Annotated in this window: 13 protein-coding genes; 6 read left to right on the top strand and 7 right to left on the bottom strand. The window is 45.2% G+C overall.

The window, feature by feature from the left end; translation table 11 throughout:
• The first annotated feature begins 19 nt into the window (after positions 1–19).
• The 3 genes from F0265_RS04795 to F0265_RS04785 all read left to right on the top strand — a co-directional run bounded on the left by F0265_RS04795 (position 20) and on the right by F0265_RS04785 (position 4513).
• A complete protein-coding gene (locus tag F0265_RS04795) occupies positions 20–2377 on the top strand; it encodes a fatty acid cis/trans isomerase (RefSeq protein WP_171748013.1) in 2358 nt (785 codons plus the stop codon).
• Positions 2378–2416: 39 nt separating this feature from the next.
• On the top strand, positions 2417–2605 hold the full coding sequence (locus F0265_RS04790) for a hypothetical protein (RefSeq protein WP_171748012.1): 189 nt from the start codon (positions 2417–2419) through the stop codon (positions 2603–2605).
• 159 nt (positions 2606–2764) lie between these two features.
• A complete protein-coding gene (locus F0265_RS04785; RefSeq protein ID WP_171748011.1) occupies positions 2765–4513 on the top strand; it encodes a formate--tetrahydrofolate ligase in 1749 nt (582 codons plus the stop codon).
• Positions 4514–4565: 52 nt separating this feature from the next.
• Here F0265_RS04785 and vctC read toward each other — a convergent pair whose 3' ends face one another.
• The 5 genes from vctC to F0265_RS04760 form a co-directional block, all read right to left on the bottom strand.
• A complete protein-coding gene (gene vctC, locus F0265_RS04780) occupies positions 4566–5321 on the bottom strand; it encodes an iron chelate ABC transporter ATP-binding protein VctC (protein WP_171748010.1) in 756 nt (251 codons plus the stop codon).
• A gap of 7 nt (positions 5322–5328) precedes the next feature.
• Positions 5329–6279 carry an iron chelate uptake ABC transporter permease subunit VctG gene (gene vctG, locus F0265_RS04775; RefSeq protein WP_039952118.1) on the bottom strand — a complete coding sequence of 317 codons (951 nt, stop codon included), beginning with the start codon at positions 6277–6279 and terminating at the stop codon, positions 5329–5331.
• On the bottom strand, positions 6269–7207 hold the full coding sequence (gene vctD / locus F0265_RS04770; protein WP_171748009.1) for an iron chelate uptake ABC transporter permease subunit VctD: 939 nt from the start codon (positions 7205–7207) through the stop codon (positions 6269–6271). The genes vctG and vctD overlap by 11 nt, the downstream gene beginning before the upstream one ends.
• Before the next feature lie 70 nt (positions 7208–7277).
• Complete coding sequence (locus F0265_RS04765) at positions 7278–8189, bottom strand: siderophore ABC transporter substrate-binding protein (protein ID WP_171748008.1); 912 nt, start codon at positions 8187–8189, stop codon at positions 7278–7280.
• Positions 8190–8358: 169 nt separating this feature from the next.
• On the bottom strand, positions 8359–8775 hold the full coding sequence (locus F0265_RS04760) for an RNA-binding S4 domain-containing protein (RefSeq protein ID WP_171748186.1): 417 nt from the start codon (positions 8773–8775) through the stop codon (positions 8359–8361).
• Positions 8776–8853: 78 nt separating this feature from the next.
• Between F0265_RS04760 and F0265_RS04755 the strand changes: the two genes are divergently transcribed.
• Both F0265_RS04755 and F0265_RS04750 read left to right on the top strand, forming a co-directional pair.
• Positions 8854–9675 (top strand): ABC transporter substrate-binding protein, encoded by an 822-nt coding sequence (locus F0265_RS04755; protein ID WP_171748007.1) that lies wholly within the window; start codon positions 8854–8856, stop codon positions 9673–9675.
• Between the two features lie 147 nt (positions 9676–9822).
• A complete protein-coding gene (locus tag F0265_RS04750) occupies positions 9823–10437 on the top strand; it encodes a response regulator transcription factor (RefSeq protein WP_171748006.1) in 615 nt (204 codons plus the stop codon).
• Here the strand turns inward: F0265_RS04750 and F0265_RS04745 are convergent.
• The gene (locus F0265_RS04745; RefSeq protein WP_171748005.1) at positions 10415–11305 is read right to left on the bottom strand and encodes a LysR family transcriptional regulator; all 891 of its coding nucleotides are present in this window, start codon (positions 11303–11305) and stop codon (positions 10415–10417) included. The genes F0265_RS04750 and F0265_RS04745 overlap by 23 nt on opposite strands.
• A gap of 9 nt (positions 11306–11314) precedes the next feature.
• Complete coding sequence (locus tag F0265_RS04740; RefSeq protein ID WP_171748004.1) at positions 11315–12958, bottom strand: response regulator; 1644 nt, start codon at positions 12956–12958, stop codon at positions 11315–11317.
• Positions 12959–13459: 501 nt separating this feature from the next.
• On the opposite strand from F0265_RS04740, the gene F0265_RS04735 reads away from it, so the two are divergent.
• Positions 13460–15235 (top strand): EAL domain-containing protein, encoded by a 1776-nt coding sequence (locus tag F0265_RS04735; protein ID WP_171748003.1) that lies wholly within the window; start codon positions 13460–13462, stop codon positions 15233–15235.
• Positions 15236–15283: the final 48 nt, after the last annotated feature.

Here is a 15283-nt window from a genome sequence, read left to right as displayed (position 1 = left end):
CAATACAGTTATTATCCAAATGAATTTACGTACCTTTTTCATTCTCTCTTTAGTCACTATCTTTGCAGGGTGTACAACCTTCGCTGGCCTTAATTATGAGCAGTTATTTGGTGACGCTCAGGTCAGAGACCGACAAGCATCTCTTACCACCGAGCCCAGTGACTTCTTTCTCAATGAAGTAAAACCCATCATTGATAATCGCTGCGTCGTCTGCCACGCCTGCTACGACGCGCCTTGCCAACTAAAAATGTCTTCCGTTGCCGGGATTGACCGAGGTGCGAGTAAAGAGCTGGTTTACCAAGGCACACGGTTAACCGCAGCAACCCCTAGCCGATTATTTGAAGATGCCCAGACCACAGAGCAATGGCGTTCAATGGGCTTCCATCCAGTACTGAATGAGCGTGACCAAACACCCACGGCGAACATTGAAGCTGGCCTTGTCGCAAAAATGCTGATGCAAAAAGAATCACACCCATTACCGAATCAGACTCAGCTAGAGGGGTTCGATTTCTCTATCGATCGTTCGCAGGTGTGCCCGACCATTGAAGAGTACGACAGCTACGCCCAAGATTACCCCACTTGGGGCATGCCTTATGGGATGCCAAATCTCTCATCTAACGAATATTCGACTCTAATGAGTTGGCTACAAGATGGCGCCATTATGAATGCGCCGATTCCACTGACACTTGAACAGCAAGCGCTGGTAGAAGAGTACGAGCAATTTCTCAACAAAGGTTCTCGCAAAGCACAGCTTACCGCTCGCTACATCTACGAACACTTATTCTTGTCGCACCTGTATTTCTCGGAGCTAAACGAAACCACGCCACGATTCTTCACCTTAGTTCGTTCTGCTACACCACCGGGCCAACCTGTTCAACGCATTGCAACTCGCAGACCCTATGATGACCCAGACGTAAATCGTGTTTATTATCGCCTTGTTCCCGAGCAAGCAACTATCGTCGACAAAACCCACATGCCGTTCGCTCTGAACTCACAGCGCATAAACAACTGGAAAGCGTGGTTTATCGACACCGGTTATGACGTCGCCCAATTACCCGGGTACGAGCCTGAAGTCGCCGCCAACCCAATGACGGCGTTCATTGAGTTGCCAGTCAAATCACGCTTCAAATTCATGTTGGACAACGCACAAAACACCATCAACGCCTTTATCAAAGGCCCGGTATGTCGTGGACAATTAGCATTGAATGTCATCAATGATCGCTTTTGGGTCTTCTTCCTTGATCCCGATAAATCGGACATTCCAGAAGTTAACGAGTTTTATCACTCACAAGCTGACAACTTAAAGCTCCCCGGCGAGTTGGAAAGCAACACTTTGCCTGTCGCAAACTGGGTATCTTACTCCCGTCAGCAAGCGCGATACCTGACAGCGAAGTCCGACTTCATCAACAACTGGTTCAAAGATGGAAAACACTTAACTACGGATGTGATCTGGACGGGTAATGGCGCCAATTCAAATGCAGCTTTGACCGTATTTCGCCACTTTGATAGCGCTTCCGTTGTCCAAGGTTTAGTGGGCAAACCACCGAAGACAGCTTGGGTTCTCGATTATGCTCTGATTGAGCGTATCCACTACCTACTCGTCGCTGGTTTTGATGTCTACGGAAACTTTGGTCATCAACTGATGACGAGAATGTTTATGGACTTTTTAAGGCTTGAAGGAGAGAGTAATTTCGTCGCCCTTCTGCCAAGAGATATCCGACACGTAGAGCAATCCAGCTGGTACCAAAATCAAAGCCCTCAGCTTAGCGACTTTTTACAACGTAATATTAAGCCGTTCGATCAACCTACTCAGGTTCCTTATCAGACAGACAACCCTAAGCAAGAGCTTTATGACATTTTGAAAACCCAGCTTAGTCCCGTTCTAAGCAACCGTTATGCTATAGAACAAACTGGGTTTAGTACTTCCAACGAGACGCGCTTAAGAACACTGGATGATATTAAAGGAAAAGGTCTGTTATACATTCCTCAGATTGTCATGCTATTGATTGAGTCGGAATCAGGCCAAGAGCAGCTGTTCACCTTACTGCACAACAATGCTCACACGAATATATCGAGCCTGTTTGATGAAGAAGGCAATCGCGACTACAAAAACGACGATTTAACGTTAGTTCGCGGAGTGATCGGAAGTTACCCCGCGGCGTATTTGTCCCTGCATGAAAATGATATTTCTCAACTCGTCGACATGATGAAAAATATCCGTTCAGAGGAGGATTACGTTAAGTTATTGGATCGATTCGCAATCCGCCGAAGCTCAGAGAAATTCTGGCCTTTCAGTGACAGAGTACACGCTTGGCACAAGGAAAATCAGCCTGTCGAATTCGGTCTGCTTGACTATAATCGTTTTGAGAATAGGTAGAACTGTTCAACCGAGCGTTTGCTAACGCGGGAGGTGGGCATGAGTATTAGAGATAGTATTCGCGCTATCGAGCAACAAATCTACGTTGCTTGCTCAGAGGGTGATTACGACACTGTCCAAATGCTTGAGCATCAACTCGAAAGCCTGCGCGGTAAGGCCGAGCACCCTTTCGATGATGATCCCTACGCACCAGAGGGCAAAATAATCCCCGAAGACGATTGGTATTAACGATGAACGCCCCGCTTTGCGGGGCTTTCTTTTGCGTTCCAACCACAGTAACACGTATAATCCTTTCCACTATTTAGCAGCCAACACCTGGTGTTTACCTGCACATCTAGCGCTTAAAGGCGTTTACCTCTCTTCAAAATCTTATCAATGGAGGGTTTTATGCTATCGGACATTGAAATCTGCCGTTCTCAAACTTTGCACCCTATTGACCGGATCGCCGAAAACGCGGGGTTACTCCCAACGGAATACCTGAGTCAGAGAAAACACAAAGCCAAAGTATCACTCAACGCATTAAACAGGCTCGACGACAATAAAACCGGAAAACTGGTCCTAGTTACAGCAATCACTCCAACGCCTCTGGGCGAAGGCAAAACCGTGACAACAATTGGATTGGCGCAAGGCTTAGCCAAAATCAATCAATCGGTTATGGCCTGTATTCGCCAGCCTTCCATGGGGCCCGTTTTCGGTGTTAAAGGCGGAGCTGCTGGAGGTGGTTATTCTCAAGTTGCGCCAATGGAAGAGCTTAATTTGCATCTAACCGGTGATATTCACGCCGTAACCGCGGCTCATAACCTTGCTGCTGCCGCTATCGACGCGAGAATCTATCACGAACAGCGGAACGGCTACCAAGACTTTGAACAACGCTCCGGTTTAAAAGCGCTACACATCGACCCAGAACGCGTAGTCTGGAAACGTGTGATGGACCACAATGATCGTGCCCTGCGTATGGTTACCATCGGACGAAATGAAGACGGGAAACAGATCAACGGTATTGAGCGAGAAGATGGCTTTGATATATCCGCGGCGTCTGAACTTATGGCGGTACTGGCCTTATCAAGTGATTTAAAAGATTTGCGTCAACGAATAGGACGCATTGTGTTGGCTTACAATATTGAAGGCAAACCTGTCACAACAGAAGACCTCGAAGTCGCCGGAGCCATGGCGGTATGCATGAAAGACGCTATTGAGCCGACACTGATGCAAACACTTGAAGGTGTTCCTACTCTGGTTCACGCCGGCCCTTTTGCGAACATCGCGCACGGAAATTCTTCCATCATTGCGGATAACATCGCGACTAAACTGTGCGACTACACCGTCACAGAAGGCGGATTCGGTTCAGACATGGGATTTGAAAAAGCCTGTAATATCAAAGCGCAAGTGTCCGGCAAAGCGCCTGACTGCGCCGTGGTTGTGGCGACATTACGAGGTTTAAAAGCCAACTCAGGGCTTTACAACTTTAAACCGGGCCAGGCTCTGCCTGAATCATTGTTTGAGCAAGATGACTCCGCCTTAGTTGCCGGGTTCGAAAACCTTAGATGGCACATTAACAATGTGAATAAATACGGTATCCCAGCTGTGGTTGCCATCAACCGATTCCCACAAGATAGTGAACAAGAGCTCCAGCAACTGGCTGAGATGATCCGAAATCTACCCAACAACGTTGAAGTTGCCATCAGCGAAGGTTTCGCACAAGGTGGCGAAGGTGCCGTTGAACTCGCACAAAAAGTGGTTAAGCAATGTCAGCAAGGTTCTCAGTTTAGCCCTCTCTACCGCTTTGAACAGACAACAGAAGAGAAGCTGATGGCTGTCGCTGAGTCGGGTTATGGTGCAGCGAGTATCACATTGAGTGGGAAAGCTAAGCAGCAGCTAGCGGAATTCAAACAGCAGGGTTTCGATCATCTTGCCGTCTGTCTGGCTAAAACGCCTCTTTCAATCTCCACAGACAGCTCTGTTAAAGGCGCGCCTACGCATTTTGATGTTCCTGTCCGAGAACTGAAACTTTGTGCCGGAGCTGGGTTCATTTACGCCCTTTGTGGCAATGTCATGACAATGCCGGGCTTACCGGAAAAGCCAGCATTTATGAACCTCGATTTGGATGATGATGGAAACATCATTGGTCTGAGTTAACACAGTTCATTGCGCGCTATCGCATGGTTTACATGCGATAGCGCCAAATCACTTAATAATACGTACACATCCGCTTGCCATTCACTTCAATAATGTTGAATGGTGTTTCGTAAATACTCTCCAGTATGTCTGATTGAATCACTTCACTCACTGGGCCCTGAGCGACTACCCTACCTTTTTTGAGCGCGATGATTCGGTCTGAATAGCAGGCCGCGAAGTTGATATCGTGAATTACCACGACCACGGCTTTATTCATTTCATGAGCCAACCGGCCCACGTTACGCATAATTTGCAATGAATGCTTGATGTCCAGATTATTCAAAGGTTCGTCTAAGAACACGTAATCCGTATCTTGCGCCATCACCATTGCAATGAATGCCAGTTGGCGCTGACCTCCACTCAACTCGTCGAGGTACTTGTTCTGGATATCGGATAAATCCAGATAGGATATGGACTTATCGATCACTTGTTGGTCTTCATCGGTCAATTTACCTTGTGAGTATGGAAAACGCCCAAAAGACACCATTTCTCTTACTGTAAAACGCATAGTGATGTTGTTTGCTTGGCGAAGTACTGCCAATCTCTTTGCCAACTCTTTTGTGTCCCATTCAGACAAAGAGCGGCAATCAATGAACACTTGCCCACCGTCTTTATCAATCAACCGGCTCGCCATGGATAGCAGAGTACTCTTACCGGCGCCGTTGGGGCCAATGATAGAGGTTACTTTGCCCTTCTCGAATTCCGCACTCGCGTCATCAACCACTTTGGATTGACCAAACAACTTGGTTAGATTCTGTAATTTAATCATAAAGCCTCTAGACGACTCGGTTACGCAGTAACATAGTCAAAAAATAAATTCCGCCAACAAAGTTGATGACAACACTTAGCGTGGTAGAGAAGCCAAACACCTTTTCTACCAGCCACTGACCACTTAGTAAGGCCGCCACTGAAAGCAGTGATACTCCGACCAACAATACTCGGTGCTGGTAACTCTTAAAAAACTCACGAGTCAAGTTGGTCACCAGAAGCCCGAAAAACATAATTGGCCCAATCAGTGCCGTCGAAATGGCAATAAGCGCCGCTGACAGTACCAACACCCAAAGCGTGACACGTTTTACGTCAACCCCTAAGCTGGTGGCGTTGTCTTTATCCAACCAAAACACATCCAGCAAACGATTCAGGCGATACAGCAACGCGCTGATCAATAGCAATAGTGGCGTACATAAGTAAACAAGCTCAACGCTGACGTTATTGAAGCTGGCAAACATATTCGCTTGGACAGAAGCAAAATCACTCGGGTCCATCAACATAATGAAAAACGAGGAGATGCTGCCAAACAACTGACCGAGTATCACGCCCAGCAGCAATAACACCATCAAGTTTTGTCGCTCGCCTCTAAAGTAAAAGCTGAATAGCAGCAGTGAGAACGCCAGCATAACGACAACAGAGACACTGAAGTTAAAGTAGGCGTTCATCGCGATACTGCTCAGCCCGCCAAACATCACAACCACCAGCACTTGAGTAAACATGTACAGAGAATCAAAGCCCATGATACTCGGTGTCAGAATGCGGTTATGAGTAATGGTCTGAAAAGCCAGTGACGACTGACCTATCGCGATGCCTGCCACAATCATGGCAAGCACTTTGGGAACTCGCCGTGAAAGGAAGTACTGGTAATTATCAGCATTTAAGCCAATGCCAATGAACAGAAAACCAAACAACAACACGATGACGGCCAGTCCAATGATCTTCACCCTATCCTGCATTATTCTGCCCCTTTAAGATGAAGAAAATAAATACGCTACCACCTAAAATGCTGATAATGGTCGAGATTGGAATCTCGTATGGGAAGATGATCAATCGACTTGCCAAATCACAGCAAAGGACAATCAGGGCACCGAGAATCGCGGTAAGTGGAATATTGCGGCGAAGATTATCTCCATAAAACCGACTGACCAGATTAGGGACAATCAGCCCAAGGAACGGCAGCATCCCTACAATCATCACAACGGAAGCAGACATAACAGAGACTAACAGCACACCAATAATTAGCACTTGCTGGTAGTTCAGCCCCAAGTTGACGGCAAAATCCTTACCTAAACCGACAGCGGAAATTCTCGCTGCATACAGGTAACTGAAGATGGCAAAGGGAATGGCGATATAAAGCAGCTCATAATCGCCCTGCAACAAATTCGCAAAATTAGCGACTGTCCAACTAGACAGGTTTTGTAGCGCATCGTACTTATACGCAACAAATGTCGCGAGCGAATCGACAACGTTGCCGAAAATAATCCCAATCAGTGGAACAAATACTGCGTTCTTAAACTGAATACGATTGATGAACTGCACAAACAGCAACGTCCCTAGCATGGACACCGAGAAGATAAGCCACAGCTGCTGACCATTACCAAATAATACTAAGCTCAGTACGTAACCGAGCATGGCACACTCAATCGTCCCTGACGTGGAAGGTGAAGCAAATCGATTTTGACTGATCTGCTGCATAATCAAACCAGCGATACTCAGCCCAGCACCCGCCAGCAATACCGCCACCAAGCGTGGAATCCGACTCGCAAACAGCAAATGCCAGCTTGCTGTATCGCCGGCTACCAGAGAGGCAACATTTAGCTTTCCAACACCCACAAAAATCGACGCTGTGCTCAGTAACAACAGAACAAATAACAACTTTTTCAATGTAAAACCCTTACAACGCAAAAAACCTCAAGCCAATTCAGCTTGAGGTCGCGTAATCATGTTCAGACAATCAGTTCAAACCAGACGCCGTCTTCACATCTTCAATCATCTGTTCCGTTGCACGCATCCCTGAAATCGACAGATACCATGCATTGATGTCTAGGTAAGCCATTTTTTTGTTCTGGTAAGCATGCGTTGCTTTAACCAAGTCATTTTCAAAATCACGTTTTACGGTGCTGCCTTTGCCTTTATTGATCAGAATATCTTTATCTATCACAAGCAACGCGGACGGGTTTGTTTCACGAATGAATTCATAGGAAACCAAATCGCCGTGGCGGCTTTCTTTGATTCCTTCCACGGACTCCTTAAAACCAAAATCTTTATAGATAGCGGAGAATCGAGACTGAGCGCCGAACGTGGTTATGTTTCCGCCCGCGCTCATCACAGTAAGTGCGTCCAATTCATTTTGCTGATTAGATGCCTGAATCGCTTTGAACTCACTGTCTAGCTGCTCAATTTTCTTCTCGACAAAATCTTGTTTCTCAAATACTTGTGCTAGATTACGCCATTGCTCCTTGGTGCTTTCCCAATAGCCTTTGTTCGCATCTGAAGCATAAACAATGGTCGGTGCAATTTCTGACAGCTCTTGGTATTTCGCCGCTGCGCGGGTACCAATGATGATCAAATCTGGCTTTTGCGTGTAGATGGTTTCAAAATCAGGCTCGTGAAGACTGCCAGCGGAGACAAAATCGTAGCTGCGGTATTCCGCTAAGTAGTCTGGGAACATACTGACTGTAGAAACGGCAACAGGTTTGACATTAAAAGCTTTAACCGTATCCAACGCGCCCAAACCAATAACGACAACGCGTTCTGGGTTTGTTTCTAACTTAGTCACACCTTGCGCGTGCTCAATCTCTACCATCTCAGCGTTGACGTTAAACGCCAATAAACCTGCTGTTAACGCGGCTGCAGACAATCTCATTATTCTGACTCCATATTTACAAATGAAATCCATTATCATTTACATATGTAGAGATGTCATCAATGCTTTACGTTTTTTACATTTGTTATAGAAAGGAAAAAGTAATTAATTTCTGATACTTAAATTGATTGAGCGCACCCTAGATAAAGTGTGCTGTGAGGATTTACTGTTATAGAAAGTCGATGTTAGAGCGTCCAATCTCGTTCTTTTTGCTTTCCTTTTTCTTCTGCCCTGCGTCTTTCTTTGCCTTATTTTGCTTCTTCGGTTTGTTTTTCTTTTCCGGCTTTGGTTCAGGCTGCATCACGGGCGTCTCTTCCGGTTCAGTGACTGGCGCATCGCAAATCACGACGTAATATTCCTGATTGAATTCAAAGAAATCGCCATCGTACATCTTACGGCGCTTACGCGTTTCCAGCTCACCATTAACAGCAACGTAGCCTTCTGCGATCAGGTGTTTCGCTTCGCCGCCTCCGCCGACTAGGTTGGCAATTTTGAATACCTTGTAAAGCTCAATTGGCTGTGTTGAAACCTCTATCCCGATTGCTTCAATCTCAATCTCTTGCTCGTTTTCGTAGTCGTCTGTCATGTTTTGCTTCAAATGCATGTGTAAAAAAGCTGAGTCTAATCCCTATCCTTTAATAAATAAACTAAAGTTAATCATAGAATGGGCACTTTAAAGGTACTGACTTTGCTCAAATGGACACTTATCCTGCTTCTATTCTCATCGCAGGCAATGGCATATCATCCGCCAGTCAAAGTTCTGGTGTATGGTGACGACTCTTACCCACCCTACAGTTACGGTGAAAACGGGGTCGCAAAAGGTATCTACAGCGACATTCTTCGTCGAGTTTTTGAAGAGATGCCGGGCTATGACGTCAAACTCGTTCCGATCCCATGGAAACGTGGTCTAAAAATGCTCAAGGTTGGCCAAGGCTTGGCTTTGTACCCGCCGTATTACTATCCAGATAAACGCGTTTATATTTCCCCATACTCTAAACCTATATTGGATGAAGAGGTTGTGGTCTTCTGCCACCCCGACAGTGTCAAAGAGCGCTCTCTTAACAATTGGCCAGGTGATTACCTAGGATTGACTGTCGGCGTCAACGAAGCATTTGCTCTTGGGGGAACTCAGTTCTGGGACGCGGTAAAGGTTGGAAAAATCACGTTGCTCGAAGCCAAAGGAAACCGTCCAAACCTACTTAACCTTCATGAAAAGAAAATAGATTGTTACATGAACGACCGACTATCTATTTTGTGGGAAATGAAAAGAATGACCAAAGAGGGTTTGCTACCTAAAGATTGGAAGTTGACCTTAGGAGCAGTAGTCAGCGCAGAAAAAGGCTACCTAGGATTCACTAATCGTGAGCCAGATAAATACCCCTTTAAGGAAGACTTCGTCCAGAACTTCAATAAAACCTTAATGAAACTACAGCAACGAGGTGAGATCGATAGCATCATTAAAGATTATTTCGACAACGGTATGTAACCCACTCTCTTGCTAAATCTACGACTTTCCATTTTGGAAAGTCCGGTTTTCCACTCTTTCCTTCTAATTTGACTTACATTGTCCCCACTTGAAACAATGATATGTGTGTCCCAATAACGACACCCTGCTACCAAGAAGTTTATCATCATGCCATCCTCTAAAGTTCTCGTTATCGATAGCCAACCTTTAATGCGAGATTCCATTGAACATCTCGTCATCAGCGTCATCGAGCATGCACAAGTCTTTCAATCGGGCTCCACCACTTCCGCTCTAGCATTAATCCGCGATCACGAGATTAATTTAATTATCCTAGAAATAAACTTGGAAGCTTCAGACGGCTTTGAGTTCATCAAACGCATAAAAGCTCATGGCTATAGCGGCAAGGTTTTGTTTTTCTCCGGCAGTAAGCACACCATGTTTTCACAAGCTGCTTTTAAGTTAGGAGCAGATGGGTATCTGTCCAAGTTGGAATCTTCAAAAGTCATTAAAGAAGCCATTTTGGCAATCAGCCAAGGCGGTTCAGCATTCAAATACAGTGCTCCCAGTAAGCCCTCGGTCTGCCTTTCAAGCCGTGAAACAACTGTGCTCAACTATTTGCTTCAAGGCTATAGCAACAAACGAATTTCAGAATTGTTGTCTCTTAGCGCAAAAACGATCAGCACATACAAATCACGCATATTGAGCAAATATGAAGTAGATACCATGTTTGATCTAATACAGATGAAAGAGCATCAACTCCTCAGTCAAAAAGGTAATATTTGAGCTTGCTGATGAGCAGTTCGTGAAGCGGGTTACCTTGGTTAGAGAGCTTATAGTAAGCCACAATGGCAGGTGGTTGCGTCATTTGCAGTTCATCTGGCAATACACACATAGTAAACCCAGGGCGATTGAGGTGCTTAATTGCAGGCAATAACGTCGCGCAATTGAGCTCTTTCATCAGCTCAAACAAGCACAGGACATTGTCTACCGTAGCGATCTTGTTGACGTAGACTCCACTCTCTTCGAGCGCCATTTTGATTACCGTCTTTTTCTCCTGCCACCCTTTCATCTGCATAAAAACGAAGGGCATCGCCAATTTTTCCTCTAATGAGAGAGAGGCATGCTCTTCAGTCGTGACAATCCCTCCTTTGTATCGGCCTAACTGATGCTGATATATCGCCTTACTCATCTCTGGATTGAAATACTGGACACCGATATCTAGCTGATTATCCATGATTTGTTCTGCGGACGTATCAGACCAGCTGGTCAGGGTGATTTTAGCGTTGGGAAAGGTTTTCATAAGATCGACTAGGAGTGACTTGCCAACCAGATATTGCGCCAAGTTTGGGATCGCCACGGAGATTTCTTTGTCGTAAGTCAGTGGGTCAAACGTGTCACCTACAATGGCATCTTCGATGACTCTCAGCCCCGCAGTCACTTTGGGCATTAAAGCAACCGTATACTCTGTTGGCTCAAATTCATGTGTACCGCGCACAAAAAGTGGGTCATCTAACTGCTCTCGCAGCTTAGCCAGATATTTACTTACTGCACTTTCCGTTTTGCCTAACTCTTTGGCAACCGGTTTTAAGTGGCGATGCTTGTCAATCAGTACCAGAACTTTCAACAAGTTAAGATCAAGTGGTGGTCTCATTCGTCAACTCTATACAGCAGTTAATGCACGGTTAAACTTGAGTTTGACCGAGTTTAGGCTTTTCTGGGCTTCTATTCGTTCGGTTTTTCTAAGACTGGATGTGCAAGTAATCGCCGCCTCACAATCGAATATGGCCTTTCTGATTTCAGCTGGATTGATGGCTTTGGGAATTTCACGATTGAGAAGAAATAGCATTTTGTTTGCCACCAACGCGCACTGCTGACGAGATTTCAACACTTCTAAGCCAAGCGCAACCGCCTTTTCAACCGAATGAAGCGCGTACTCGTCCACTTGGGCTAGTAATCTAACTAACGCAGATTTTCGCCTCATTCCCTGTTCTATCTGACGCTCTAATTGCATCTGCATTGAACAGGCCGACAGTGATATTTTGCTGTAGTCAGCGTGGGAACGAGCAAAGCCAGCCACTTGATCAAACCAGTGATAATTGTCCGTTACAAAAAGAAGGTACAAGAGGTAGTGCAATTGGGACAAAGGCAGTTGTTGATAGTTCTTTAACAAATTGGCCAGCTTGATACGCGCAATTTTATAGTTTTCGTCATGCAATTCGATATGAACGTCCACAAGCGTTAGTGCCAGTATCTCACTTTCTGCTAAATCAGCTTTCATCAGATTGTGTAACTCTTTGTGCGCGGCCATGGAAATAGACTTGCCTTGAGCAGATGCCGCGACCAGTTTCAGTCGCATAAAATGAATAGCATTCGCGACCGTATTGCGATGGGTGTTGGCAATTTGATGGCGATAAAGTGCAAATCCACTCAAAGCGCCATCATAGTTTTCTTCCATCTCGCAGACTCGAATATAGGCAAGCAAGCGCGGAGCACTGCCTTTCGAGAATTTAATAGCATCAGTCAGTGCATTCTTAGCACTCGCGTTATTCCTATGCACGAAACTAGTTAGCGCTAACATGTCAGAGACACTTGACGGGACTTTGTCCGATTCTTCAATCCAACGCTCTAGCAATGAATGCGCTTGCTTCGCTTTACCCATTTGGAGTAAAGCCGATGCCTTACCGACAATGGCCCAATGGCTGCTGCGTTGGGTCGAACATAATTCGTAATGATCTATCGCTTGCTCAAGGAATCGCCTGTCTAAATACGTTTCGCCTTGAAGACGCAGTATATGGGCCGTGTACTCTGGGTAGGATTCCAGCGCCACTATGAATGACTCCGCCACCTCTTGGTAGCTTGCATTCTTAAGTTGTTTTAGTAGCGAGGATAGCGTTTGTTTACGTTTATAGACGCGCAACACCCGCTTTTTAAACTCATACAGCGAATACGGCTTAAGGACGTACTCATCCGGTTCCGCTTCCAGTATTGAACGAACAACCTCACCGGTCGTTTCACTGGTTAACATAACCACAGCGCATTGTGGGCGAATAAGGCCGTAATGGCGGCACTCTTCTAAGATCTGTTTTCCATTCAGTTCCTTACCGAATTTATAATCGCAAATGAACAGATCAATAGAAATCTCTCGCAGGTTTTTGTATACCGAACGAATATCTTTGGCCGTAAATATTAAACGGTCACTGAAGCCAGACTCTCTTAGCAAAATCTTCAGGTTAGCAACCACCAAAGGAGAATCGTCTGCGATCAGCACACCCGCCTGACTGACATTTTGAATTTGGCCGAGCATTATTCCAACTGCGCTATTTTGGATAAATTGGCCGCTAGGGTATAGAAAGAGAAAGCTGATTAAAACGTCAGATTTATCAGAGTTTTGTCAAAATTAGTCGATATTAAAACGTTGATAAATATATAAGAAAATGACATTTAACACCAAAATAGGTTGCGCGACATTGCGCACAAAAACTGAGCAAACTGTCACCACTCATAAAACGAGTCACCAACCACCTCAAAGAATTCACAATAAAAATATTTTTGTGGATTTTTATTCACCACATTAACGAGGAAGATCTCATTTCTCTCATCTAGTGAGAGCAAAAAGGATATTTCAGTTCAAAATATGAACACACGTCAATAAAAGCTCACATTTACTGTCTCATACTTGGTTCACTGCTGGAGCTTAATAAATATTTCATGTTACAAATATACGTTACACGGAAGATATTTATAAATTCAAAAAATAAAGCTCATGGAAGGCTTACCGCGTGTTGGATTAGGTACGTCGAATTAAATGTCACAGATAATCAAGAATATACCGCCGCAATCGAACGCTTCGTCGGTCTCGAAAAGTCGCTATGCAGGTGAAGAATCACAGGGAAATAGCTCCATCGCACTGAGTGGTGCCGAGCTAGATGAGCTTATGGATAACCATTTTAAGCACATGTTTGATGTGTTTAACGATGGGATTTTCTATATGACAGACGATGATCGCATCTTCTTTTATAACCCCACATTTTATGAAAACTACGATATTGCCTCTGGTCAATGTCATCTGGATGCATGGCTATCTTTGGTCCACCCTCTGGATAAAGCGATGCTCAAAGGTGAAGTGGATGCGCACATCGAAAAAGACGACCAAAAAATCTCTACCCAGTACAGGGTAAAAAACAAAACAGGCCAATACGTCTGGATTGAAGGAACGGCAGTCACAAAAACCATCAACGGAACCCGCTTCATGATTGGGTGCCATCGTGATATATCCGATCGCAAGTTGATGGAAACCTATGTCCAGCAAGCCGCATTTAGAGATAACGCTTCTGGTTTGTCGAATGGCCAGAAACTGATTATTGATATCGATGGCTTAGTCGACCAACTTCCCGGTCAGCACTCTCTGATCTACATTCAGATTGGTGACATTCGCTCCTATCTAAGCGCGTACGGACCTCATATCTTACGTGACGTGATGTCGCACCTTATCACAGCGTTAAACTCATTCACCGACGACTTTATTGATATCTACCGTGTGCGCTCTGATGACTTTGCCATTCTCGTCAGAGGCCAGTATTCAGCCGACGAATTGATGACGCTTGGCGAGCGTATATCCCAAACTTATCAAGAATCTGTGCAGGCAAATGGCTACATGTATGGAACGGATATCAGTATTGGCATCTTCCCTAGTTTCGATATTGGCCTTGCCGCCGAGGAAGTGATTAAAGTCGCAGCGCGCACCTGTCAATTCGCTGGAGAAAAACGGCACAACAGAGTCGGTGTCTACTGCAACGAAACCAAAAGCAAAGTTGATCGACATTTTTACATCGAACGCGAGTTAGCCAACGCGATCCACAATGAGACCTTGACCGTTAAGTTCCAGCCAATCATCTGTGCCAAGAAAAATCGAGTCGCCAGTTTCGAAGCACTGGTACGCTGGCGTAGTGATGAAATCGGCGAGATCTATCCTGACGAATTCATTGAAGTGGCCGAGAAAAAGGGATTGATCGTTGAACTCGGCTATTTGGTTTTCTCAAAGGCTTGTCAGTTCATAAAACGATACCTAGAGACTCATGGCACGAATATCAGGGTGAACGTTAATGTTTCCGTGCTTCAGTTGCTGAATCATCAATTTCCTGACCGACTAAAGCGGTTAGCGGACCATCTTGGCATTGATACTAAAAACATCGTATTGGAGTTAACCGAAACCATTATTCTCGATGGCAACAAAAGCGCCATTTCCCAGTTAAGTCGCCTAAGTGACTATGGTTTTCTGCTTTCTCTGGACGACTTCGGTTCTGGTTACAGTTCATTAAACAGCTTTTTTGATTTACCCCTTAACCAAATTAAGGTGGACAAGTCGATGGCGTGGCGCTGTTTGGACAACCCAGCAACCTTGGAATACCTTTCTTTCATCACCCGTCTTTGCCAAGCTCATAACGTGGATATTGTTGTTGAAGGCATTGAAAGTGCTGAAATGCAAAAACGTTTCACAGACATGGGCGCGTCTTTCCTTCAAGGCTACTGGTTCTCTAAACCGCTCTCTATCGCCAGTGCCAGTCAGTACACACTCGTTTGATTCAGCTCGCTTAGTGGTGTGTTGTCACAAAAGTTTCATCCGTCTTAA

The sequence above is a fragment of the Vibrio sp. RE88 genome, from assembly GCF_013113835.1.
Classification (GTDB): Bacteria; Pseudomonadota; Gammaproteobacteria; order Enterobacterales; family Vibrionaceae; genus Vibrio.
This window is presented reverse-complemented; position numbering and strand designations above follow the sequence as displayed.